Below are 24,464 nucleotides of genomic sequence, written 5' to 3'. Positions count from 1 at the left end.
CAGAAGGTAGCGCATGCGCTACCTTCTGTCTTGTGCCTTATTTAACTCAAGCAGTATTTCTCAAAACGGGTAAGCAAACAATCAACTGGCTGGGCGCAACAAAGGCTTGGTTCTTCCCTTCAGCCATTCCAGCGCCATACCGCTGACGCGTGGCGACAGGCGTTGCAAAACTGTAGCGTGGTAATCATTGAGCCATTTGATTTCGTCTTCGCGCAATAAACCTACTGTGATGCAGCGGGTGTCTATGGGGCAGAGCGTCAGTGTTTCAAATTCCAGGTACTCACCAAATTCGGTTTGCATGGCTGGCACGTTCAGCAGCAGGTTTTCTATGCGTACGCCCCATTTGCCCGGGCGGTAAATGCCTGGCTCATTCGAAGTAATCATGCCAGGCTCCATCGCCATATGTACCTCTGCGATCGCAGGCGAAATGCTTTGCGGACCTTCATGCACATTCAGGAAATAGCCTACGCCGTGACCAGTGCCATGACCATAGTTAATGCCGTCAGCCCAGATAGGGGCACGGGCTACGGTATCAAGCATCGGTGACAGGGTGCCACGCGGGTAGCGCATTTGCGAGAGGTTGATCATACCCTTCAAGACCAGGGTAAAGTCACGTTTTTGCGCTTCTGATACCTGGCCTACTGGAACGACGCGGGTGATGTCCGTTGTGCCATTCAGGTATTGTCCACCAGAGTCTATCAACAGCAGGCCATCACCTTCAATCACCGAATGTGATTCCTTGGTGGCGCGGTAATGTGGCATGGCACCGTTGGCATTGAAGCCAGCGATGGTATTAAAACTGGGTGAGACAAAATGAGGCTGGCGTGCACGTGCGGCGCAGATTTCTTCATCGATAGTCAGCTCAGTGATGCGCTGCTTGCCTAGCGCGCTTTCAAGCCAGGTGAAGAATTCACACAGCGCTGCACCATCCTGTTCCATGGCTTCACGCACGAATTGCGCTTCTTCTGCAGTCTTGCGGGATTTGGCAAATACCGATGGGTTGATGGCTTCGATAACTTTGACAGTTGCTGGTATGCCCTGACGGAAGCCGTAAGTGATTCTGCGCGGGTCTATCATGATGCTGCTATTTGCTGGCAGGGCTGCCAATGCAGCGGCTGCTTCGCTATAGTCTGCCAGGCTGACGCCATCTTTGGCCAGTACCACAGCCAATTCTGCCGGAACTTTGCCTGCCGAGACGAACAATTTCGCCTCAGTCTGGCTAATGAGCGCATGACCAACAAAGACCGGGTTATAACTGACATCAGCGCCACGCAAATTGAAAATCCAGGCCAGGTCATCAACCGTAGAAATAAAATGCCAGTCAGCGTTTTGGCTACGCATCTGTTCGCGTAACATCGCCAGTTTGTCGGCGCGGGCGACCACCGCATACGGTGCGGCATGTTCATAGATAGCAGCCTGTGGCAGGCTGGGACGTTCGTCCCACACCTTATCCAAAAGATCATGGCTGGTATTGAATGTAATGTCCTTGCTTTGTAAGGCATGTTCCAGCGCCCTGGCAGTTGCCAGACCCAATACTGCGCCATCTACACCCACCGTTTGTCCGGGCTGCAAATTGCTGGCCAGCCAGTCTATGTACAGTGTGGCTGCGGCTGAGGCGATTTTCATCATCTTGATGCCAGTTGGTGCCAGCTCTGTTTCTGCTGAACTCCAGTAGCGGCTGTCTACCCACAAACCTGCAAAATCTGCCGTAACGATCAGCGTACCTACCGAGCCGGTAAATCCAGAGAAATAGCTGCGTCCTTGCCAGCGGTCAGGCAGATATTCAGACAGATGCGGATCGGAGGACGGCACGATATACGCATCCAGACCCTGCGCCTGCATGACAGCGCGTAATTGCACCAGGCGGGCAGGGATGGGAGAGGTGATGGCAGAAGGGCTAACAGGGCTGTTCATGGATGGATTTCCAAAGCAGGATAGACAGGATTGAGGCTAAGTTTAATACGAAGGCGGCGTAAATGCAGGGCGAGTTTGATTATATGGCTCAAGTCATTGCTTAAGCGATTGCTTAAACATCATCATTCGTCTGGATTAACAAAGCTGGAGGATAGTATACCTAAAATATATTAGATAGGAGCAAGTATGCCGATTTCTTTAATTTCTCAGAAATCGCCGCATGACATGCGGAGCTGGCTCATTTGGATTGGCGTGGGAATATTCAAGCTGGGGCGCGAGTTCAAATTCGAATGCGGCATACAAGTCCAGCAAACGGGGTTGGTCACTGCGTACACCGAGGCGCAATTCTTCTATGCCGGAAGTCTGCGCTGCATGAATCACGGCTTCGAGTAAATGCTGGGACAGGGCTTCACCCCGAAAAGCGGGCAAAACGCCCATGCGCAGCATTTCCCAGCAATTATTTTCTGTATCCAGCGGTAGCCAGCGCACCGAGCCTACCGGTTCGTCATCCAGCTACAGGACAAAGCCGCCACCCTGCATTAAATCATTGCAGACGCGTTCACTGCTTTCATGGTGGCCGCTGGAGGTGGCAGCCACCTTATCAGTCCAGCAAGTGCGGGTCAGATGCGCGATGAGTTGCGCATCTTCTATGACAGCTTCACGGACAACAATATTCATACGCTGGTACTGTATCTACGCACACAAGTATTAACGGACACGCATGCCAGGTTGCGCACCAGGCCAGGCTTCCAGTATGTACAAACCTGGGTTGGCCTTTTCATCAGCAGCAGATGCGGCCAATACCATGCCTTCTGATATGCCAAATTTCATCTTGCGTGGTGCCAGGTTAGCCACCATGACAGTGAATTTGCCTATCAGCTGTTCTGGCTGGTAGGCAGACTTGATGCCTGAGAATACATTGCGGGTACGGCCTTCGCCCACATCCAGCGTCAGACGCAGGAGTTTGTCTGAACCCTCTACATGTTCGCAATTGACGATTTTGGCAATGCGCAGATCGACTTTGGCAAAGTCGTCGATCTTGATTTCTTCGGCCAGTGGTTCGATATCAGTGGATGCAGTTTCAGTTGCAGCTGCTACACCCTGATCCGGTTTTTCAAATAATTCATCAAAAATTTTCACATCGATTCTTTGCATCAGATGTGTGTAAGGATTGATTTTATGCAGGTGTGGTAATGGTGTCGCTACATCTGTCCATTGCAGTGGGGCGATATTCAACTGCGTTTCTACCTGTGTTGCCAGTTGCGGCAAGACTGGTTTCAGGAAGATAGTCAGAATACGGAAAGCTTCCAGCAAGCGGCTGCAGACTTCCTGCAATTTTGCATCGTTCTCGGCCTTTTTTGCCAGTTCCCAGGGCTTGTTGGAATCGACATAGGCATTCACCAGGTCAGCCTGTTCCATTGCCGCACGCAAGGCTTTGCCGTATTCACGTGCTTCAAACAAGGCCTGAATTTCTGGCGCAACATTGCGCAAATTATTGAGGAAAGCGTCATCTGCTGTTGCCCAGTCAGTCGCCACCACGCCGTCGAAGCGCTTGGTGATAAAGCCGGCAGCACGACTGGCGATATTGATGTATTTGCCAATCAGGTCAGAATTGACACGTAATGCGAAGTCTTCTGGATTCATGTCCAGATCTTCAACCTTGGCATTGAGTTTGGCTGCGAAGTAATAACGCAGCCATTCTGGATTCATGCCCAGTTCAAGATAGCGCAGTGGTGAAATGCCTGTACCGCGCGACTTGGACATCTTTTCGCCAGATACCGTCACAAAACCATGGGCATACACATTGTCCGGTGTTTTATAACCAGAAAACTTCAGCATCGCTGGCCAGAACAGTGTGTGGAAATAAGTGATGTCCTTACCGATGAAATGGATTTGCTCAGTCGTCGGGTCAGCCATGAAAGCATCGTAATCACGGCCAATTTTACCGAAGTAATTTTTCAGCGAAGCGAGGTAACCCACAGGCGCATCCAGCCAGACATAAAAATACTTGCCCGGTTGATCAGGAATCTCGATACCAAAGTACGGCGCGTCGCGGCTGATGTCCCAGTCACCAAGACCGCCTTCGCCTTCCAGCCATTCCTTGCATTTATTCGCTACCTCGGATTGCAGACGGTTGTCTTTCAAAGCCCAGCCACGCAAGAATTCTACGCACTTTTCATCCGACAATTTGAAGAAGAAATGCTCTGACGATTTCATGATCGGTGTCGCACCGGTCAGGACGGAATAGGGATTTTTCAATTCTGTAGGCGCATACACTGCACTGCAAACTTCGCAAGAATCGCCATACTGATCTTTGGCGCCGCATTTAGGGCATTCGCCCTTGATGTAACGGTCGGGCAGGAACATGTTTTTGACCGGGTCAAAGAACTGTTCTATGGTTTTGCTGGTGATGAAGCCAGCAGATTTCAGTTTGCGATAAATGTCCTGCGACAACTGATGGTTTTCTTCACCATCGGTTGAATGCCAGTTATCAAACTGGATATGAAAGCCGTCGAGGTATTGTTTGCGTCCGGCAGCGATCTGCGCCACAAAAGCTTGTGGCGTGATGCCAGCTTTTTCAGCCGCTATCATGATAGGTGCACCGTGTGCATCATCCGCGCCGACGAAATGTACCTCGTGACCCGACATTCGCTGATGCCTTACCCAGATGTCAGCCTGGATATATTCCATGATGTGACCAAGGTGGAAGGGCGCATTAGCGTACGGCAGGGCAGTGGTAACAAACAGCTTACGGGTCATGGTTGATGCACTTTTTATGAACGGACAAGAACATTATTCTAACAGCGAATGCACATATTGCAGCCGCTATGCCCTGATCCGGGGTGAGAGTAGTAGAGTTTTTGTGTTGTTTTGCTAATGGATGCGGCTCAAACTACCCAGGCACCGTTCTTGTAGACAACTTCATCATCAAGTTTTACCGCTTCGGTAACAGCGAAGACATCGACATGATGACGGCCTTCACCACGCTTGATATGCGGTTTGGCATAGCTGCCATGCTTGGCCCCCAGGGATAAATGGACGCCGCACATGCGCTCATAAGTTCCTATGTCGCGCACGGTCTTGTCTTTGGAGAAGGCTTTATTCATGCCAAAGCCCAGTTCGCGCACCCAGACTACGCTGTCGTCAGCACGGATATTGGCCAGCACTTGATCAAATTCAGGCGTGGAGTTGATGGTATCAATAACCTGGCCTTTTTCCACGATCAGGGTAATCGGCTGTTCCGGGCGGTTGACGGTAAACGTGGTATCACCAAAGGCAAAGATACGGATTTGGCCATACACGTCTTCCAGCGCTACCGATTCTGTGAACACTTCACCGATGGGGAACTGACCGCCTACATTATTCATCTGGCGATAGTCGCCGACATTGAGCTTGGCTGGCTCAAGACGGCCACTAAAGATCAATTCGGCACCGTCGCTATCGACCACGCCACCGCTGGCGCTATCGATTTTTTGTTTGAGCGCATTGCCAGTACCGCGATAGTAGTTGGCATCATAGGCCAGCGACTCTATGTAATACAGATTTTCATCCCCTTCCATGCGTGCGAGGTGGGGATGTTCTATGACCTTCAAACCACGCTTGAATAACTCCACCCGCAATCGGTAAGCTTCGAGGCGAAAATTGGTGGATTGTATCAACACCGCCAGATCAGAAGCCTGCAAGGCATTCAAGGTCGATAAAATCAGTTCTGGTGTTTCTACATCAAAATCGATAAAGCGTGCATTGGGTAAACAGGCGCGATAGGCGCTGGTCAGTGCCACTGCCAGGGGGCAGCGCTGGTCATACACGACTACTGCCTGATGTTGCACAGTATGCTCAAAAGCCAGTTGCAGGATGTCGCGTAAATGCTGTGCTGCTATCGCAACTGTTGCTGCAGGCAATATCTCCATAGGTTTTTCTGGGTTTGTAGCTGGATTAACGATGGGGATATTCATGATTTTGCCTGCGCCTGCCGCATCAATAGATGCGGGCAGTTTATTTACGTTGAGAGCTTTAGCTGAGGCCGCTATTTTAACTTCTAACAGCAAAGCATGGATTTGATTTAGTCCAGTTTTCAAGGCATTATGCTTAACTTTATGGAAACTAAATGTGTATAAATACATAATATCCATGAATCTGCAGTACTTAATCTGTATTACTTAATTCAGCGTACTCAATAAATGATGAGCAAATGTCAGGATGCCATATTGCTCATTAAAATATAAATTCACAGGGAATGAACATGATCGCCAAGCAGTATTTAAAGTGGGTATTAGCCTTATTTGTTGCAGTCTTTAGCCATTTTGCTTACGCGCAAAATGCGGCTGCCGATGCAGAAGTCAAAGCAGCATTCGACGAAGCAAAAAAAGTCATGCAGGCAGGTCCGGCAGAAATCAAAATGATAGATCAGGCGGTATTGAAAGTGCCAGCCGGCCAGATTTTTATCCCCATGCCTGAGGCTGGCCGGATCATGCGTGCCATGGGCAATTCGTCTGACCCTAGCTTGCTTGGTGCCATCTTCCCTGAAGAAGGGCACTGGATGATCGTCGCACGCTACCAAAAATCTGGTTATATCAAGGATGATGATGCCAAAGACTGGAATGCGGACGATTTGCTGAAAAGCTTAAAGGAAGGTACCGAAGAGGGAAATAAAGAACGTGTACAGCGCGGTATCCCTGAAATGCAACTGGTGGGCTGGGCAGAAAAACCGAATTACGAAGCCGCAACCCACAGGCTGGTATGGTCTGCGATCACCAAGGACAAACAAGGCAGCAGCGACAGGCAGGGCGTGAATTACAATACCTATGCTCTGGGCCGTGAAGGCTATATCAGCCTGAACCTGGTGACAGCATTGAACGATTTGCCACAGCAAAAATCCATCGCCAAAGATTTATTGGGGCATCTGGAATTTACAGATGGCAAGCGTTACAGTGATTTCAATATCAGTACCGACAAAGTAGCTGAGTATGGCCTGGCAGCTTTGGTTGCCGGTGTCGCTGCCAAAAAGCTGGGTTTGTTTGCCCTTATCTTCGCTTTCTTCGCCAAGTTCGCCAAACTGGCACTGGTTGCCGTGGTAGGCTTGGGCGCGTTGATAGGCAAATTATTTGGCCGCAATAAAGCGTAAAGTTATAAAAGCTTGAAGAGTGAAGTCCAGGCAAAAATAAATAGGATGTAATAAAAATGATGAAGCTGCTGTTCCTGCTCTTTTCAGGCGTCAAATTTAGCAAGTTGCTGGCGTCCGGCGGCACCATGATTATTTCTGTTGCTATCTATGCCTGGATATTTGGCTGGTGGTATGCCGTGGGGTTTGTCTTGCTCATGTTTGTGCATGAAATGGGCCATTACATCGCTGCCCGCCAGCGCGGTCTGAATGTAGGCCTGCCTACCTTCATCCCTTTTCTGGGGGCCTGGATAGAATTGAAAGACATGCCGCATGATGCCGAGACCGAGGCCTACATTGGCCTCGGCGGGCCATTGGCTGGCACTGTTGGTTCTATCCTCTGTTATTTCCTTGCCCGCAATTACGATAGCGATTTATTGATGGCGGTAGCCTATTCAGGTTTCTTTTTGAACCTGTTCAATATGATACCGCTGTCGCCCTTTGATGGCGGCCGTATCACTGCCGTGCTGACGCCGCGCATCTGGTTTGTCGGCGTGCCGGTCTTGCTGGCTTTGTTTTATTATCGCCCCAGCCCCATGCTGATCATCATTGGTTTATTGGCCTGGCCACAATTGTGGCGTGCCTGGAAATATGATCCTGAGGCAGAAGAGAACAAGGCTTACTACAATATGTCTGGTGAGGTACGCTTCACCTATGCCGCTTATTACCTGATCTTGCTGGGCTTTCTGGCGGTAATGACGAATGATGTGCACGAGTTGGTGCAGGCGGCACGTCAGGTCAAAGGCATTTAGCTGGAACACATCTCATCCTTGTTGGTGAGATGTGTTGTGCTTCAGTACGCCCGCTATTTGCGCTTGCAGAGATACCTATTTAGAAACTGGGCTTGTTCACCATCAAAAAGTACACGCCTATCATGGCGATGAATGCAGGGTAGCCCAGCCATTCCCATATCTTTGCATAACGCCAGTACTGCTCTGGCAGCACAGTCGTATTGTTGGCATCAGCAACTTCGAGCATGGCTTTCATGCGTATTTGCAGCCATACCACAGGCAACCAGCAGGCACCGGCAAACAGGTACAAAACAAAGGACCACATGATCCATGGTGTGCTCAATGGCCAGCCTGCCATGTGTACCATGGCAAAGCCAGTCAGGGGCTGAATGATTACAGCAGGTGTGGTAAAGCACCAGTCAGCCAGTACGACCAACCGCGCCACCACGACTTGCGCCTTGAATTGCCTGCTGCGGTTGGTAAAGAACATATAAAACGCCGAGCCAAAGCCGGTACCAACCAGTAAGACAGAAGACAGGACGTGCAGGGTTTTAAGCAAGAGATAAGTGTTCATTTTGTGTCTTTTCGTGTGTCTGTTTGATGAGCAAATAAGTAAGCGAGTAAAGCCAGGATGGGCAGGTTTTTCAGGACCGGGCCAAATGGATGTAAATAATATTCAGGCGAGTAGATCGCAATGATGCCGCTATAGCCGACAATCAGGGCAATCTGCATCAGCCATAAAATGCGCCTTGGCCAGAGCAGGGTAGCCACACCCAGGCACAGATCCAGCGTCGATGCGGTCATCAGCATGAACATCGCAGGAGCACCACCGAGCCCCAGAGGCTGCAATAAAGCCAGGCTGCCGGAGATAGGGTAAAGACCAAACGATACCGCCGCAGTAACAAACCAGACCACCGCCAGCACATAGCGAAACAAGGGCAGGCTCCAGCCTGCAATCGCGCTGCTGGCGAGCAAATGGGCAGGGATGCCCGTGAACCAGTCTTTATGCGATTTTGCTGGTCTGCCCAGATGCGCAACAAAGTTGGTGGCATCAGCAATATTGTCTTGCTCCAGCATGCGTAAACTATCCGTTGTCAGGAGATTTTGCGGCAACAGCCTTGCCGCGCTGGCAGCGAAGCGCATCAGAGGCATGGGGATAGAAAACATGCATTGCGCAGTCATACCCATGGCTGACCGATAAATTTCCAGCATGCGTCGGTAAGACAGCGCTTGAGGGCCGACTGCATTCAAGACCATGCTATGACGGTTTTCATCAGCAAGCCAGAGCGCGATTGCCGCGCACAAGTCATCTACATGAACGGGTTGTACTTGTTGCTCACCACGCCCCGGCAAACCAAGTACAGGTAAGCTGGCCATGCCTCGGAATAACTGGCTACTGCCACCATCAATGCCAACCACCAAAGAAGGGCGCAGGATCAGGTAGCTGAGGCCACCAGGGCCGATATCCATGAGTACCTTGTCAGCAGCGCGCTTGCTGCGCATATAGCCCGTCATGGTTTCAGGATGTTCAGCCTCGTTCGTACCACCGAGGGCAGATATTTGTACGACTGCTTTGACGCCACATCTGGCTGCTGCATAAAACAAGGCAGCAGGTGCATCTCGATGGATGGCATCAAAACTTAATTCTGGTGTTTCATTGAGTATGCCGACGGCATTGATGATGACATCAATTTGCCCAAGGCTGCGCAGACGTTTTTCCCAGATGGCTAGCTCGGTATCCTGCGCATAATTGATCGCTATTTCTTCAGGATCAGTCAGGCGTTCAGGCAGTTTGGGTTTGCGTACGCCGTGACAGATTTCATGCCCGGCATCTTGCAAAACCTGGCTGATATGGCGACCTAAAAAACCTTGGGCGCCGCAGATAAGAATTTTCATGATCTTGTTTTTGTAAGGGCTTACGCTAAATTGTCCCGGCAAGGCGCTGCACTGCAACTGTGCCGGTTTTTTTGCAAATTTTATTTGATGTCGCAGTGACCTTCTTTGCAAGCGCGGCTGCGTTTTTCAGCACGTCTGGCAGCAATGCGCAAAATGGAATCTGCAAATACTTCAGAAACCCAGTGACGGTTTTTGGCGAAATGCTCATAGCCCCAGTTACAGATTGGTTTGAGTATGGGCCAATTACTGAATGCCGTCAGCCAACCCAGACCTGCGGCACGATAGGCGAGGTGTATGACTTCCACACCAGTCACGACTGTGCCATCGGGTTTGATGCCATGGATGACGCGCATCACTTCTGTCAAGCTCACGCCATATTTTGCGACATCAAAACCAGGCGCTGAAGCATCAATGAAATTCAATTTATTCAATTGATCGCGCTCACGCAAATTGTCCATCTCCAGCTTGCAGACAGGGCAGGATGCGTCGTACAGAAGGGTCAGTGGATAGTCGCTCATTTTAGTCTTTCTCAAATTTAACTTTTATTTCTGATGTTTCTGTCAAAACAGAAATATATCTTCAAAAAAAATGCCTGAGCATTTTTTCTTGCGCGAATCAGATGAATAAATGCTTTAGCAAGCTTATTGCTTGTCATCCCCACGCACAAATTTTTGTACCGCCGCACCCATCTTCAACAGCTTCATCAGGGTATTCGGTTCCAGTCGCAGCATTTCATCGGTCCAGGTGGTGACGGTCTTCATCAGCGCCAGGGTTTCTGCTATACGCAACTGCGTGGCCTTGTCTTCCTGATCCAGGTCCGGGCTATCCAGACATTGTTGCAGGGTAGCGATGGTAGGATTGAATTCTCTTTCCTTGCGTTCACGTACTACCGTGCGGAACAATTCCCAGACATCCAGCGAAGTTTCGTAATGTGCCCTGCGGTCACCCATGACATGCGCCAGTTTTACCAGCTTCCAGTTTTGTAGCTCTTTGAGCGAATTTGATACATTCGATCTGGCTACACCCAGTGTGTCTGCAATTTCTTCTGCCTGCATGGGGCAACCGACGATATACAGCAGAGCATGAATCTGGCTCACGGTACGGTTAACACCCCATAAGGTGCCCATTTCGCCCCAGTGCAGGATAAATTTTTGTTTGACGGGTGTAAGTTCCATGAGCACAGTGTAGTTAATTCCCTTATTTCAGTCAAGACAGAAATAAAAGAATTATTAATTTCCTTGATGAAAAGATAAAATTGCTCACAATGAAGCTTAAATCTTAGGGGACATAGATGGATGATGTACATGCAGTATTAAATTTCTGGTTTGGCCTGGATGCCGACGATGCAAAAACTGCGCAATCCCAGGCCAAGCTATGGTGGTCCAAGAGCGATGACCTGGATGCTTCAATCAGGGATGGCTTTGCCAACCTGACCGAGCAAGCCATACAGGGTGAATTGTCGGGATGGGAAAATACTGCCGAGGGCAGGCTGGCATTGATTATCCTTTGCGATCAGTTTCCAAGAAATATGTACCGGAACCTGCCTGAATCTTTTGCCTATGATGCGCAGGCCAGGCTTTACTGTGAGGCAGGGCTGCAATTGCAGGCAGACCGTCAGTTGCGCCCCATACAAAGAGTATTCTTTTATCTGCCACTCGAACACTCAGAGTCGCTGGCAGATCAGGACAAATCGGTTGCTTTGTATGACGCATTGCGGCGCGAGACTCCAGAAGCACAGCGTGAGATTTTCGATGGTTTTTATAAGTTCGCGATAAAACACCGCGCGATCGTTGGCCGCTTTGGTCGTTTCCCGCACAGGAATGCGATACTCGGACGTACATCTACTGCGGATGAGCTGGCATTTTTAGCTGGACCCGGCTCATCATTTTAAAGCCGGAATTATCAGGCACACTACCAGGGAGTATCCAGGCATGATAGAACAACGCGCAACACCAGTGTTTATGTTACTGAGGTGGATGGTTTTTCCAGTGCCGTGGTGGCAGTGCCCACCGGTATTCCGGTATTTCTTGGCTATACAGCAAAAAACAGCACCAAGGCAGCCGGTACAGCTCTGCCGGTACGCATTTCGTCTATGTTGGAATACACTGATATCTTTGGTGCTGCTCCACAGATAGAGTACGACTACGTCAGTAATAGCCAGGCAACACCGCCATATCAGGCCAATATGGCTGCTCCGGCTTTTGGCTTGTACTATGGCCTGGAATTGTTTTTCAATAATGGCGGCGGGATTTGCTATGTACTTTCTCTTGGCACGTATGATGAGTTGATTGCTGCCGGTGCTTTTGGCAAAGACGTCTATGCGAATGCATTGTCTGTTGCCGCTGATTGCACAGAAGCCGATTTGCTGGTCATGCCAGATGCTGTGTATCTTAGCTTCGATGACTGGGTTAGCGTATCGCAACTGGCATTGCAAAGCTGTGAACAATCGCAGCACATCATATGTGTACTGGATGTGCACAATGGCTATTTGCCTGCTGATGGCACTGCACAAGACCCCATTACAGGTGGCAACGGCAGCGGTGGCTTCTACAGGATTGCCGGGCTGGGTGAGGAGTTCAATAAATATGGTGTCAGTTATTATCCATGGCTAAACACGAATATCGTTAGCCTCAGTGATATAGATTACAGTTGGATTTCTGCCGCCAGCTTGCCCTTGGTGGTAGCAGATTTGAATACAGAAGCCCCGACTTTATTTTCCCCCGACGCCTCAGGCGCTGCTTCATCAAAATTGCAGTCTTATCTCAATATCGTCAACGCATTGACTCAGGCAGGCGATGCAGTGGCAGTGCGCCAGCGTCATCAAAGCCTGATGGCGGTGTCACCCCTGTATCGATCCTGCATGAACAATATCGCAACCAGCGTTAACCTGTTGCCACCAGCAGCCGCGATGGCGGGCGTATATGCACGTACCGATCATACCTTTGGCGTGTTTCAGTCGCCTGCCAACACAACCATCATCAATGCTGTTTCTCCTGCGGTCGCCATTAGTGATCAGGAGCAAGAAAATTTAAATATGCCCTTGAATGGCATGGCGGTGAATGCCATACGCACGTTTCCCAACTACGGGCTGCTGGTTTGGGGTGCACGCACTCTGGCTGGGAATAGTGATGACTGGCGTTATATCAGCGTAAGGCGCACCATGATCATGCTGGAGCAATCAATAAAAACTGCATTGCTGTCTTATGTGTTTCAGCCCAACACTAACCTGACTTGGGTAGCGGCTACTTCTACGATTAGCAATTTTTTGAATGCGCAATGGAAGGACGGGGCACTGGTTGGTAGCAAGGCAACAGATGCCTACATCGTTAGCGTGGGGTTGGGTAGCACCATGAGCTCGCAAGATATACTGGATGGCGTGATGAATGTCACCGTCCAGGTCGCGCTGGTGCATCCTGCAGAATTTATTGTACTGACTTTCCAGCAACAAATGCAAACGAGCTAAGCTTATTAAACTGTTTGCGAGTGCCCGGTGCTTTGCCGGGCACTCTGCGAATCACATCAAATCAGTCATAACCAAATGTCGCAGTCTTGCTCAAGTTGCGGGGTGCTGGCGGTGCCTTGGGCGCAAAATTGAACTGGAATTTGACATTGGTTGGGCCATCGTTCGTCACTTGCACAGTTTGCGCCATTGGTTCGCCAAACATATTCGGTGCCCAGGCTTTGACTTCATACTTGCCGGCGGGCAGATTATTCAGGGCCACACTGCCTGACGCATCGGTCTTGGAAAAATACGGCGTATCAACCACATAGATAAAACCGCGCATCCAGTCGTGGAAGTGGCAAACCAGGGCAACTTCTCCTGCTTTATCAAATACGATGGGAGCTGGCTCTTCTTTTTTGCTATTTACACGCAATTCAAAGGTCTTTGCAGGAGAAAATGATTTCAGGTGATGCTCGTGATTATCCTTGTTGGGAAAGCGCACCTGAGTGCCGCTGCGTATCACCGTCAGAAAAGGGCTGAAGGCATAATTTTCTTGCGCTACCACGCTGGTTTCGCCAGGTTTTTTTGCAGGCGAGGGCGTATCCAGGGGTGTTGCAAACAGGACCGCATTGCTCATGGCTTGACCGTTCTTGTCGGTCAAATGCCCTACCAGCAAGCCAGCCTGGGCAGTCAGGGAATAACTGAGCAATCCCAAAACGGACAATGACAGGCAGGATTTGCGGGGCAGCAGTTTTGCTAGTATTTGCATCAATTTCTCCTGATTTTCTTATAAAAACAAATGAGCGCGGGACTATTATGCTTGAACTTTATTTGGCAAAGGAGTTTGTATCTTCTCAAGATGCACCCTTACAACAAGCCTGTCTGCATGGGTATTGCAGCCCGGACGCGCAAATTGCGCTAGACTTGCAGGATATCTATGGAGAATTGCATGAGTATTACAGTAGACGACATTAAAGCCGTATTGGCAAAAGTGACAGACCCAAACACGAATAAAGACCTGGTCGCGACTAAATCAGTAAAAAATATCAAGGTAGAAGGCGCAGATGTCAGCCTAGACGTGGAACTGGGCTATCCAGCCAAAAGCCAGTTTGAACTGATACGCGCTGCTGTTGTGGCTGCCATTGCTGCCTTGCCAGGTGTGGGCAAGGTCGCGGTCAATGTGACTTCAAAAATCATCGCCCATGCCGTGCAGCCTGGCATCAAGCTCATGCCCAACGTGAAGAATATTATTGCTGTGGCCTCAGGCAAGGGCGGGGTCGGCAAATCGACTACCGCTGCCAATCTGGCCCTGGCTCTGGCTGCTGAAGGCGCGGCTGTTGGTATCCTGGATGCCGACATCTATGGCCCTTCGCAACCGATGATCATGGGTATCTCTGGCCGTCCTGAAACGGTCGATGGCAAAACCATGGAGCCACTGGAAAACCATGGTCTGCAAGTCTCATCTATCGGTTTCATGATAGATCCTGATGAACCCATGGTCTGGCGTGGCCCGCTTGTGACGCAGGCAATGCAACAATTGCTGGGGCAAACCAACTGGCGTGATCTGGACTATCTCATCGTCGATATGCCACCGGGTACGGGCGATGTACAACTTACCCTGTCGCAAAAAGTGCCAGTGACTGGCGCTGTCATCGTGACGACACCGCAAGACATCGCCTTGCTGGATGCGCGCAAGGGCCTCAAAATGTTTGAAAAAGTCGGCATTCCTATTCTGGGCATCGTCGAGAACATGAGCATCCATATCTGTTCTAATTGCGGTCATGCCGAGCATATTTTTGGCGAGGGTGGTGGGCAGAAGATGTGCGCCGACTTTGGCGTCGATTTCCTCGGTGGCCTGCCTTTGACGATGAGCATACGCCAGCAAGCCGATTCAGGCGCGCCTACAGTGGTTGCCGAACCTGATGGGCAAATCGCCGGTCTGTATAAAGACATCGCCCGCAAAGTTGCCATCAAGGTTGCGGAAAAGGCCAAGGACATGACCAGCAAGTTCCCGACTATCACCATACAACATACCTGAGGTGCAGGCGAGTATGGATGGTATGGATAGGCAGGCTGATTATGCTTACATGCAGCAAGCGCTGGAGCTGGCCAGACGCGCGACCATAGAAACTTCACCCAACCCCAAAGTGGGTTGCGTGATAGTGCGTGATGGTCAGGTGCTAGGGCAGGGATGGACCCAGCCGGTAGGGCAGGCGCACGCAGAAGTACAGGCACTGCGCGACGCATCCGCAAAAGGCCATGAAGTGCGTGGCGCTACTGCCTATGTCACGCTGGAGCCCTGCAGCCATTTTGGTCGCACGCCACCTTGCGCAAATGGTTTGCGTGATGCCGGTATTGCGCGTGTGGTCGCTGCCATGCAGGATGCCAATCCACAAGTAGCAGGGCGCGGTTTAAGTATCTTACGGGAAGCTGGTGTTGAAGTTGAGTGTGGTACTTTTCCTGATCTCGCCTTGCAGGCACGCGAATTGAACATAGGTTTTTTCCAGCGCATGGAAGCCGGCAAGCCCTGGGTCAGGATGAAAGTTGCCGGTAGCCTCGATGGCATCACCGCTTTGAGTAATGGGCAAAGCCAGTGGATTACCGGGCCAGCAGCAAGGCAGGATGGCCATCAATGGCGGGCGCGTGCAGATGCGATTTTGACTGGCATAGGCACGGTGCTGGCAGACGACCCCATGCTGAATGTGAGGGGTATAGACACGCCACGTCAGCCAAAAAAAATCATCGTTGATTCACATCTGCGCATGTCGCCGCAGGCCAAGGTGTTGCTAGGTGGTGCCTTGATCGTATGTGCTGTGTCCGACACTGAAAAACAGGCGCAACTGGAACAGGCTGGAGCAGAGGTGATTTGCTTGCCGGGCGCAAATCAGCAAGTGGATTTGCCTACCCTGATGCAAGAGCTGGGGCGCATGCAAATCAATGAATTGCATGTGGAGGCGGGGGCGACTCTGAATGGCGCATTGATCGCACGAGATTGCGTCAATGAATTACTGCTGTACCTGGCGCCCAAGCTGTTGGGTAGTGGTGCTGGTTTATTTAATTTACCTGAATTGACGCATGTGGATCAGGCGAGTGTTTTGCAATTTCACGAAATCAGCCAGGTAGGAGATGATTTGCGGATACTGGCTCGCTTGAAATAAATCATTTATATGTGAAGCAAAAATATGTGAAACCGGAAAATGTAAAGCAGAAAAGAAAAAAGGATCGTTGAATTATCAACGATCCTTTTTAACTGGTCGGAGTACAAGGATTCGAACCTTGGACCCCCTGCTCCCAAAGCAGGTGCGCTACCGGGCTGCGCTACACTCCGAAAAACTGGTCTGTCTTGCCTGACATTTATTATCTCGGTTAATACAGCTTGAAAAAACAAGATCTGAATTTGCTGAAATAAAAGGGATCGTCTGTGACGATCCCTGGAATCTGGTCGGAGTACAAGGATTCGAACCTTGGACCCCCTGCTCCCAAAGCAGGTGCGCTACCGGGCTGCGCTACACTCCGAAGACCGCAATATTACTGCTTTAGAGACTCGCTGTCAACCCGTTTGCCCGCGTAGCTCTCTATGACAGGCGATCATAAGGACTTTTTGCTTTCAAAATAGCGTTGCTGTCCAGTAATCGGATCATCAAAACAGATGGATTTTGCCAGTAACTGCAAAGGTGCAGAAAAATCGTCCGCCTTGCAGGGAAGGGCCGCCGGATAAAATGCATCATTCAAAATAGGTGCGCCGAGACTGCTCATGTGCAGCCGCAATTGATGTTTTCTACCGGTCACAGGCTGCAATTGGTAGAGGCTATATTCGCCACGTCTTTCCTTGATATCAAGCAGGGTTTCTGAATTTGCCATGCCTGCCACTTCGCGCATGACAAAGAACTTCTCGGCTTCTTCCATGCGGCTGCAATGCCGTAGCGGGAAAGCCAGTTCTGACAAATGCTTCGCAATGGCGTGATAAGTCTTTGCCATGCTTTTGCGCTGGAACAGGGATTGATACTGCCCGCGGGTGGCTGGATTGTGTGAAAACAGCATGACGCCTGCGGTTTCCCTGTCCAGTCTGTGTATGGGGGTCAGATCCATCAAGCCAGTATTTTTCTTCAGCCTGACCAGCAAGGTTTCCCGCAAAAATCGACCAGATGGAATGACTGGCAGGAAGTGCGGTTTATCGACCACCAGCAAATGCTCATCCCGGAACAGGATTTCTTCATGAAACGGGACAGGTGTTTCATTCTCGATTTCACGGTAGTAGTAAATACACATGCCGCGTTTGACAGCACTATCTGCAAGCAGGACTTTGCCGTGTTGATCAACGACCTCTTGTCTGTCCAGGCGTGTTTGCCAGATGCTTGCACTCACATCCGGGAAATGAGCTTGCAAAAAACTGAAGACATTGTCCCAATGGCCTTCTGGTATCCAGATATAGCTGGGTGCGATGCCGTCGCGTACTGGCAAAGGCAGGGGCAGGGAAGGCTGGGCTTGCATATCTGTTGCTTTATCTGGGTGTTAGTTTTCGCCGCCATACTATCACGCAGGCTTCATTCCAGAGTTCAGTTGGGCGCCCTACCTCATGAAACTATCCGTCCTGGATGTTAAAACGGTAAAATGCTGGTTTTAACCATTATCGCGTTCTTGTATGTCAGTTGTATCGACAACAGGGCGCAGGCTAGTGATCTCATGACTGTACGTACCCGTTTCGCTCCCAGCCCTACCGGCTACCTCCACGTTGGTGGTGCCCGCACTGCCTTGTTCAGCTGGGCATTTGCCCGTCATTTTGGTGGCACTTTCGTGCTGCGCATAGAAGATACCGATCTTGAACGCTCAACGCCAGAAGCTGTGCAAGCCATTCTTGATGGCATGAACTGGCTGGGTCTGCATCATGACGAAGGCCCTTACTATCAAATGAAGCGCATGGAGCGCTACAGCGAAGTGCTGGCCGACATGCTGGCAAAAGGTACTGCCTATCACTGCTACTCCTCGCAGGAAGAAGTTGAAGCCATGCGTGAACGTCAGCGTGCAGCAGGTGAAAAACCGCGTTACGACGGCACCTGGCGTCCTGAAGCTGGCAAGACTTTGCCTGTGATTCCGGCTGACCGCAAACCAGTCATACGTTTCAAAAACCCGCTGGATGGCGAAGTCAGCTGGCTGGATGTCGTCAAGGGGCAAATCACCATAGCCAACCGTGAGCTCGATGACCTGGTCATCGCCCGCCCCGATGGCACACCTACCTATAACTTCTGCGTCGCAGTCGATGACTGGGACATGCAAATCACCCACGTTATCCGTGGCGATGATCATGTCAATAACACGCCGCGCCAGATCAATATCCTGAATGCGCTCGGCGCGACTCTGCCGCATTATGGTCATTTGCCTATGATATTAGGCCCTGATGGCCAGAAACTGTCTAAGCGTCATGGCGCTGTCAGTGTGATGGAATATCCAAAACAGGGCTATCTGCCTGAAGCCATGCTGAATTATTTGGCGCGCCTGGGCTGGAGTCATGGTGATGATGAGATATTCTCCATGGAGCAAATGTGCAGCTGGTTTGATTTAAGCCATTTGTCTGGTTCTGCTGCCCAGTTCAATCCTGAAAAACTGGCCTGGATCAATAACCACTATATCAAGGCAGCTGACAATGTGCGCCTGGCTGGTTTGATCAAACAGCAAATGCTGGATGACGGTGCACAGTTTGATAATGCGCCCGCACTGGAAGCCGTAATCGCGCTGTTGAAAGAACGCACAAATACCACAGTAGAGCTGGGGCAGGCTGCCATGCTGTTCTATCGTCAGCCAGCAGCAGATCCGGCATTGTTGACCCAGCATGTGACAGAAGCGATCTTGCCAGCCTTGCGTCAATACGCCGAGTTGTGCAAAACCGTGGAATGGAACAAGGCAGCCCTGTCTGCGGCCATGAAACAAACCTTGGCTGACTTCTCACTGAAGATGCCGCAACTGGCCATGCCTTTGCGCCTGCTGCTGACGGGTCAATTGCAAACACCATCCATCGATGCCGTCATTGAGCTGTTTGGCCGTGAAGTTGTTACGAAGCGCCTGAGCGTAATTGCAGGCTAGAAAGTCTGGGGGCTTTACATCTGACGATGTATCCCCTATAATCTTGTTTCTGTTCTGCAGCGTCGGGGGTATAGCTCAGCTGGGAGAGCGCTTGCATGGCATGCAAGAGGTCAGCGGTTCGATCCCGCTTACCTCCACCAAAAAATGTGGCAGAGCAGATAAACATACTTGTTGTCCCCATCGTCTAGAGGCCTAGGACATCACCCTTTCACGGTGAGTACAGGGGTTCGAATCCCCTTGGGGACGCCAATAAACTTCATTATTTATTGTGGACAGCAAGTAGTTTACGATTTAGGTCAGCAACACGGACAGAATCTGTCCCCATCGTCTAGAGGCCTAGGACATCACCCTTTCACGGTGAGTACAGGGGTTCGAATCCCCTTGGGGACGCCAGTAAGTTCTCGTTAAGAGAGTGAAAAAAGCCTTGAGAAATCAAGGCTTTTTTTTCGCCTGCACGTTTCTGCTTTACAGTTCGGCGTTATTCGACACACCAATATGGATTGCTGCCTTGGTTTCAGTTGAGGCGCTCAAATTTAGTCAATTGCTTTTTCCATCCAACTTCATCCAACGGCCCAATGCTCCGGGACAAACGCATCAGCATTCCTGTCGATCTAGTGATGCTCGCTAAGCCTTGCCTGTTCGTTGTAATGTTTGCTAGTTTTTTGTTGATATGAGACTATTTTTCTGATGATGGAATGTTTTTTTAAATTTGCTTTTTAAGGTTGAGGATGAAGAAAAAAATTTTGCAAAGTTCAGGTGTAGTGTTGATCACTTCCCTGCTATGCGCAGCGACGTTTGTGAAGGAGGGTAACTCCAGTGATTTGCCAGCGTCATCCGGACTTAAGCCAGAGGCTCCCGGCGTCTTTACGCCGCTGGCCTCTGCAATCCCGGGATATCCGGCACCTGTGTTGCCATCTGCTCCAGAATCGGCATGGATTAACGCAGACAAAGAGCAATTTGCTGCTTTACTAGCAGGACAAAAAGCAGATTTTTTCATCGCACCGGTTGAAAACCGCATCAATGGATTTGATCGCAGTACTCGCTCTTTAATGGCTGCGTTTCTGGCGACAGCATTGGCCGATAATTTCGGCGAGAAGTCACTGAACCCTTACCTGGTGCAACGGGCACTTGGTGAAGGACACAGGAAAATCGAGCTAGCGCAAATCCTGCGCCTGGCGAATGATACCGGCGCGCTGAAACGATTAATTGTGGAAGCAGACTACGATGATGCCGGGAACTGCCTTGTCAAATTCCGTTATTCTCAGCGATCGACTGTCAGCGATACGTGGCCAGAAGAAAAATCGCAAACACTGACTATTCCAGTTGAAGAAAACCAGACTTACGCCGAAACCTTCCGTATAAAAGCAATACCTGAAATCGCGAAGGCGATGGGATTAAAGTCTTCAACAAAAACAATAACAACGAGTCCAAGTCCAATCGCTGTTATGACGCGCTTGCCTGATAATTTGACGCAGGCAAGATCCGCAGCGGACATGAGTCGTCTCAACGAGAGCATTTTGTATCAGGTGCTGGGCACAATTTCTCCTGGCCAGCCCGAGCGTGCACGCGAGAGACTATTTGAGCAGTCATTGCTTGCCCTGCACAGTAGCGGGCAAAAAGGTGAATTTGCAGGGTATCTGGAAGCGCGTGCAAATTTCTACTTGCATTCCCGGCCAGCAGCCCTGAAAAGTCTGGGGCAAACCAAGAGTGCAGAGGGCATTGCTTTCCGTGCTTTTGTGAACGGTAATCTGCCAGAAATGGAAAAAGCAGTTTTGGGCGTGAAGAACGAAATTTCCCGCCTGATGCTGGAGATAGAATTGCAAGATTTGCGCCAGGCATACGGCGTCTCGCTGAAAACCCCAGTACCAGCTTTTGTCGTGACAGCATTGGACAAGCGGCCTTTCTGGCAAGCCTTGTTCTTGAGAAGATTGCAGGAATATGATCAATGGACTGTGCAAAGCAACGTGCAAGTGAAATGGCAGCTTGATCAAAGTTTGCCGATCGAAGGGTTTGATCTTGAAACCAAAGTCAGAGATTTGCAGGCCCAGGGCAAGAAGGTTGATGAAATCGAACTGGGAATGTCCGCACTGGAACATATAAGACGTGCACGTGGCCCTGCCTTGCAAGCTTGTAAGTTCAGCCACCCCATGTGTGTCGATGCTGCGTATCTCGATATGCTCGAGGCAAACCTGATTTCAAATGTCGTGAAATTGCTGAATAAGACTGCGTTATCTCAGGGTAATTACGAACGCGCGGAAAAAATGGGCGAGTATTTTTCTGGCTATTTGAATGGCAATCCTGATTATGCGCTGGCAATGGCGAATGTTTTGAATTTCAAATTAAAAGCTGCGGCACCGGAATTACGTCTGGCAATCATCGATAAAATCAAGAAGCAGGCGAGTTTGGCTGCTTATTGGGAACAAGGGCAAACTGAAACCTCTGTCGCAGCAGCGAAGTTGCTGCATGGATTGCATTTGAATGTGGAATCGACCCCGTACTTCAGTGTTTTTGCCGGTGATCTGCCACTGCGTCCTTATTGGGTTGACCGGACCTGGTACACAAGCTTCACGGCACGTACTGAAGCAGCATTGTTGAAAAAGACCATGGATGAGATGCGGGTGAAGCTCGACTATGCGCAAACTGAAATAAATTTGGCACTGGCTATCGCACAACAAAGGGACGTGACGGATGCAGAATTAAAGACCTTGAAGAATCAGGTTGCTGACAGGTTTAACGGTAACCCAAGTCGCGCTGGCTTAATGGCGATAGTCGATAAAGCCCCTGACACAGAGCAAAACAGGATAAAAAACTATGAGCTGGCAATTCGGAATAATCCGGATGCATGGTCAAGCTATCATCATTATGCCAATTACCTGATCAGTTTCAAAAACGACTATCGCCATGCAAAAGAAATTTTTCTAAAGTATCCAGGCTTCAGGCAGCCAGATGTTCATGGTGTTGTTGAGGTGAGTAATCATGCCGTCGATGCTGGGAATACCTTTTTCTGGAATGCGTATCCAGAAGATGCAAAAATATTTTATAAGATTGCAGCCGATTTGGACACTGGCTCAGGCGCCAGTCATTTGGGTGCTATCAGATTGCATTTGCTGAAGGGAGACTATGAGCAGGTTTCCGCATTGTCACTTCATAATGCGCAACGATATGATATTCCCCGGTCGTATGGCGACTATATGGCCTGGCAATTCGTGTTTGGTAAAAGCCAGCAGGGATGGGATGTGTTCAATCAGATCAAAGCGAGACTCAAATCCCCGGAAGCATGGCGAGCTGCTGACATTGGATACAGAATAGACCAGCGCTCATGGGAAGACATCAGTGCCTGGTTGCTTAAGGATGAAATCAAAAATATCAAATTCGGTTTATATAAGCCAGCAATGATATTGGCGGTCTTGCACAATAGCGTCGATCGCATGCCAGCGGCAGATTTGCCTGATGTCATGAAATCGATAGAGGGAAAAGCGACGGGCAGCTATCGCTATCCGCCTATGTTTACCGTTCCCACAGAATCTGGCCATGAGGTTGCGCTTCCTTTCTCGCCGCTCAGTTCACGCGAAAATACCAAAATAGCGGCGGGCGACCTTTGGTCAGATTCCATCATGTTTGCCGAAGCCTACCTGAGTTTTCGCAAACGCGATTACAAAGAAGCTGCAGAAAAATTTTATAAGATGGAGGCTTTTTATCCTGTAAATTATGAGGCCAGCCTTAACCAGTACGCATATACCCTGCCGTATTTTTCCTGGGCCAGCGCCAGGTCAGGTGACCCTTATAAGCTGGAAGCATACCTCGATAAAATAGGTGTGCTCACCAGTGCCGAGCATGATTACTACCTATCCAAGGCAATCTTTACCGGTTTGCGTGGCGAGACAGCAAAGGCAGTGCAATACCTGACTCTGGCATTTAACAATAGAAGAGAGAATGACACCAGGCTTATCTTGAAAGAATTTCAGTGGGCTGAAATATGTGAAATGCTATTTGAAGCCACGAAAGACAAGAAGTATCGTGACCTGGCTTTGAAGTGGAGTAAAACCTACCAAAAGCTGAATCCAACTTATGCGTGGGCTTATGCGATGGAGGCCAAATTGACTTCATCCCCAGAAGACCGCTTGCGCGCCTTGGGTATTGCTTTATATTTGGACCCGGGTTCAGAAAGGGCTAATGCTTTTCCTGAGAACCTGAAACAGCAAGCGAAGAAATGGTTTGAATCCCACAATCCATTTATCCGTGCAACAGGAGCCGCAAAAAATAGCAAGCTTAAATAAGAGCATTGCTAAATAAAAGTACAGCCTGAGCCATACTGATGGTTCAGGCTTTATGAGGTAGGGGAGGGCAGGAATGAATGAAATTAACAACCCCCGGGTCGCACAGGTGTTTGCTAACTATCCACCCCCGATACGGCAAAAGCTGATGCACCTGCGTCAACTGATCCTCGATACCGCATCAGAATATAAACTTGCCAGCAGGCTGGAAGAAACCCTGAAATGGGGTGAGCCAAGTTATCTCGTGAAAACCGGCAGTATGATCAGAATTGGTTGGAGGAGTGCAAGACCTGAGCAATACGCGATGTATTTTCATTGCCAGACCAGCCTGGTCGATACCTTCAGGCAGCTATATGCAGACAAGCTGACATTCGAAGGTAACAGGGCGATTATTTTTCATCAGGATGATGAAGTCCCCATCGATGAACTCAAGCATTGCATACTTTTGGCGCTCACTTATCACGACAGAAAACATCTACCCATGCTGGGTGCATAAACAATATGCGTTGTTTGATGTTTTGTTTGCGCTGATTTCTGTCGTGTTGTTTGCCAGGGCTTTATTATCGACTTACTTCTTGATGTAAATCTTGTCAAACTCACCGCCATCATCAAAGTGTTTTTTCTGCGCCTGCTTCCAGCCGCCAAATACATCATCAACAGTAAATAAATTCACAGGCTTGAAAGAGGCGGCATATTTCTTTGCTGCGATTTCTGAGCGTGGGCGCAGGTAGTGTTTAGCGATCAGGTCCTGGCCAGCTTCGGTATAGAGGAACTGCAAATAGGCTGTGGCGATTTTGCGAGCCTGTAAATAAAAGTGTGTAAGTAATTCTGGCCAATGAACCTCCTATAATGAGGAATTGCCAAAATGACGACAAACGCAATGGAAAGAAGCAAACTGCAGGCGCTGGCCAAAGAGCTGGCGAAAGACATCAAGACCGAAGCTGATTTGAATGCATTCTCCCGTGAGC

18 protein-coding genes, 5 tRNA genes and 2 pseudogenes are annotated in these 24,464 nt (G+C 49.7%); 12 read left to right on the top strand and 13 right to left on the bottom strand.

Going from position 1 to position 24,464, the window contains the following annotated elements:
- Window positions 1-81 precede the first annotated feature (81 nt).
- The 4 genes and pseudogenes from ACO0LN_RS17565 to ACO0LN_RS17550 form a co-directional block, all read right to left on the bottom strand.
- Window positions 82-1,914 carry an aminopeptidase P family protein gene (locus ACO0LN_RS17565; RefSeq protein ID WP_422975971.1) on the bottom strand — a complete coding sequence of 611 codons (1,833 nt, stop codon included), beginning with the start codon at window positions 1,912-1,914 and terminating at the stop codon, window positions 82-84.
- Between the two features lie 198 nt (window positions 1,915-2,112).
- Window positions 2,113-2,592, bottom strand: a pseudogene (locus ACO0LN_RS17560) (GNAT family N-acetyltransferase).
- Window positions 2,593-2,622: 30 nt separating this feature from the next.
- Complete coding sequence (gene metG, locus ACO0LN_RS17555) at window positions 2,623-4,674, bottom strand: methionine--tRNA ligase (RefSeq protein WP_422975969.1); 2,052 nt, start codon at window positions 4,672-4,674, stop codon at window positions 2,623-2,625.
- A gap of 128 nt (window positions 4,675-4,802) precedes the next feature.
- A complete protein-coding gene (locus ACO0LN_RS17550; protein ID WP_422975967.1) occupies window positions 4,803-5,870 on the bottom strand; it encodes a hypothetical protein in 1,068 nt (355 codons plus the stop codon).
- Between the two features lie 287 nt (window positions 5,871-6,157).
- Between ACO0LN_RS17550 and ACO0LN_RS17545 the strand changes: the two genes are divergently transcribed.
- Both ACO0LN_RS17545 and ACO0LN_RS17540 read left to right on the top strand, forming a co-directional pair.
- Window positions 6,158-7,039 carry a DUF2167 domain-containing protein gene (locus ACO0LN_RS17545; RefSeq protein ID WP_422975965.1) on the top strand — a complete coding sequence of 294 codons (882 nt, stop codon included), beginning with the start codon at window positions 6,158-6,160 and terminating at the stop codon, window positions 7,037-7,039.
- Window positions 7,040-7,095: 56 nt separating this feature from the next.
- Entirely contained in the window at window positions 7,096-7,827 is a 732-nt protein-coding gene (locus tag ACO0LN_RS17540) for a site-2 protease family protein (RefSeq protein ID WP_422975963.1), read from the top strand.
- 79 nt (window positions 7,828-7,906) lie between these two features.
- Here the strand turns inward: ACO0LN_RS17540 and ACO0LN_RS17535 are convergent, their stop codons facing one another.
- The 4 genes from ACO0LN_RS17535 to ACO0LN_RS17520 all read right to left on the bottom strand — a co-directional run bounded on the left by ACO0LN_RS17535 (window position 7,907) and on the right by ACO0LN_RS17520 (window position 10,877).
- Window positions 7,907-8,380 carry a DUF2269 family protein gene (locus ACO0LN_RS17535; protein ID WP_422975961.1) on the bottom strand — a complete coding sequence of 158 codons (474 nt, stop codon included), beginning with the start codon at window positions 8,378-8,380 and terminating at the stop codon, window positions 7,907-7,909.
- Window positions 8,377-9,702 carry an SDR family oxidoreductase gene (locus ACO0LN_RS17530; protein ID WP_422975960.1) on the bottom strand — a complete coding sequence of 442 codons (1,326 nt, stop codon included), beginning with the start codon at window positions 9,700-9,702 and terminating at the stop codon, window positions 8,377-8,379. The genes ACO0LN_RS17535 and ACO0LN_RS17530 overlap by 4 nt, the downstream gene beginning before the upstream one ends.
- An 80-nt stretch (window positions 9,703-9,782) precedes the next feature.
- Window positions 9,783-10,220, bottom strand: a complete 438-nt coding sequence (locus ACO0LN_RS17525; protein WP_422975958.1) for a thiol-disulfide oxidoreductase DCC family protein — start codon at window positions 10,218-10,220, stop codon at window positions 9,783-9,785.
- A 123-nt stretch (window positions 10,221-10,343) separates the two neighbouring features.
- Complete coding sequence (locus ACO0LN_RS17520) at window positions 10,344-10,877, bottom strand: GbsR/MarR family transcriptional regulator (protein WP_422950456.1); 534 nt, start codon at window positions 10,875-10,877, stop codon at window positions 10,344-10,346.
- A 116-nt stretch (window positions 10,878-10,993) separates the two neighbouring features.
- Between ACO0LN_RS17520 and ACO0LN_RS17515 the strand changes: the two genes are divergently transcribed.
- Both ACO0LN_RS17515 and ACO0LN_RS17510 read left to right on the top strand, forming a co-directional pair.
- Window positions 10,994-11,593: a DUF924 family protein gene (locus tag ACO0LN_RS17515; RefSeq protein ID WP_422975956.1), complete on the top strand. Its 600-nt coding sequence runs from the start codon at window positions 10,994-10,996 to the stop codon at window positions 11,591-11,593.
- A gap of 81 nt (window positions 11,594-11,674) precedes the next feature.
- Complete coding sequence (locus ACO0LN_RS17510; protein ID WP_422975954.1) at window positions 11,675-13,165, top strand: phage tail sheath family protein; 1,491 nt, start codon at window positions 11,675-11,677, stop codon at window positions 13,163-13,165.
- A 61-nt stretch (window positions 13,166-13,226) separates the two neighbouring features.
- Here ACO0LN_RS17510 and ACO0LN_RS17505 read toward each other — a convergent pair whose 3' ends face one another.
- A complete protein-coding gene (locus tag ACO0LN_RS17505; protein WP_422975952.1) occupies window positions 13,227-13,913 on the bottom strand; it encodes a carboxypeptidase regulatory-like domain-containing protein in 687 nt (228 codons plus the stop codon).
- 180 nt (window positions 13,914-14,093) lie between these two features.
- On the opposite strand from ACO0LN_RS17505, the gene apbC reads away from it, so the two are divergent.
- On the top strand, window positions 14,094-15,182 hold the full coding sequence (gene apbC / locus ACO0LN_RS17500) for an iron-sulfur cluster carrier protein ApbC (protein ID WP_422975950.1): 1,089 nt from the start codon (window positions 14,094-14,096) through the stop codon (window positions 15,180-15,182).
- Window positions 15,183-15,204: 22 nt separating this feature from the next.
- Window positions 15,205-16,302, top strand: coding sequence for a bifunctional diaminohydroxyphosphoribosylaminopyrimidine deaminase/5-amino-6-(5-phosphoribosylamino)uracil reductase RibD (gene ribD / locus ACO0LN_RS17495; RefSeq protein WP_422976176.1), 1,098 nt, complete (start codon window positions 15,205-15,207; stop codon window positions 16,300-16,302).
- Window positions 16,303-16,395: 93 nt separating this feature from the next.
- Here the strand turns inward: ribD and ACO0LN_RS17490 are convergent.
- From ACO0LN_RS17490 to ACO0LN_RS17480, 3 genes are all read right to left on the bottom strand, one after another.
- A tRNA-Pro gene (locus ACO0LN_RS17490) sits at window positions 16,396-16,472 on the bottom strand.
- A 111-nt stretch (window positions 16,473-16,583) separates the two neighbouring features.
- Window positions 16,584-16,660, bottom strand: a tRNA-Pro gene (locus ACO0LN_RS17485).
- A gap of 72 nt (window positions 16,661-16,732) precedes the next feature.
- A complete protein-coding gene (locus tag ACO0LN_RS17480; RefSeq protein ID WP_422975948.1) occupies window positions 16,733-17,635 on the bottom strand; it encodes a pseudouridine synthase in 903 nt (300 codons plus the stop codon).
- Window positions 17,636-17,827: 192 nt separating this feature from the next.
- Here ACO0LN_RS17480 and gltX point away from each other — a divergent pair, with 192 nt between their 5' ends.
- The 6 genes from gltX to ACO0LN_RS17450 all read left to right on the top strand — a co-directional run bounded on the left by gltX (window position 17,828) and on the right by ACO0LN_RS17450 (window position 23,992).
- Entirely contained in the window at window positions 17,828-19,222 is a 1,395-nt protein-coding gene (gene gltX, locus ACO0LN_RS17475; protein ID WP_422975946.1) for a glutamate--tRNA ligase, read from the top strand.
- 64 nt (window positions 19,223-19,286) lie between these two features.
- Window positions 19,287-19,362, top strand: a tRNA-Ala gene (locus tag ACO0LN_RS17470).
- A 33-nt stretch (window positions 19,363-19,395) separates the two neighbouring features.
- Window positions 19,396-19,471: transfer RNA gene (locus ACO0LN_RS17465), tRNA-Glu, on the top strand.
- Between the two features lie 68 nt (window positions 19,472-19,539).
- Window positions 19,540-19,615, top strand: a tRNA-Glu gene (locus ACO0LN_RS17460).
- 335 nt (window positions 19,616-19,950) lie between these two features.
- Window positions 19,951-23,499, top strand: coding sequence for a hypothetical protein (locus ACO0LN_RS17455; protein ID WP_422975944.1), 3,549 nt, complete (start codon window positions 19,951-19,953; stop codon window positions 23,497-23,499).
- A gap of 73 nt (window positions 23,500-23,572) precedes the next feature.
- Window positions 23,573-23,992, top strand: a complete 420-nt coding sequence (locus ACO0LN_RS17450; protein WP_422975942.1) for a DUF1801 domain-containing protein — start codon at window positions 23,573-23,575, stop codon at window positions 23,990-23,992.
- Window positions 23,993-24,064: 72 nt separating this feature from the next.
- Here ACO0LN_RS17450 and ACO0LN_RS17445 read toward each other — a convergent pair.
- Window positions 24,065-24,295 (bottom strand): annotated as a pseudogene (locus tag ACO0LN_RS17445) (sulfate ABC transporter substrate-binding protein); the annotation flags it as partial.
- Window positions 24,296-24,464 lie beyond the last annotated feature (169 nt).

The organism is Undibacterium sp. TC9W, from assembly GCF_049339865.1.
In the GTDB taxonomy this organism is placed as follows: domain Bacteria; phylum Pseudomonadota; class Gammaproteobacteria; order Burkholderiales; family Burkholderiaceae_D; genus Undibacterium.
Note: the sequence above shows the minus strand (reverse complement) of the source record. Positions and strands in the feature narration are given on the sequence as shown.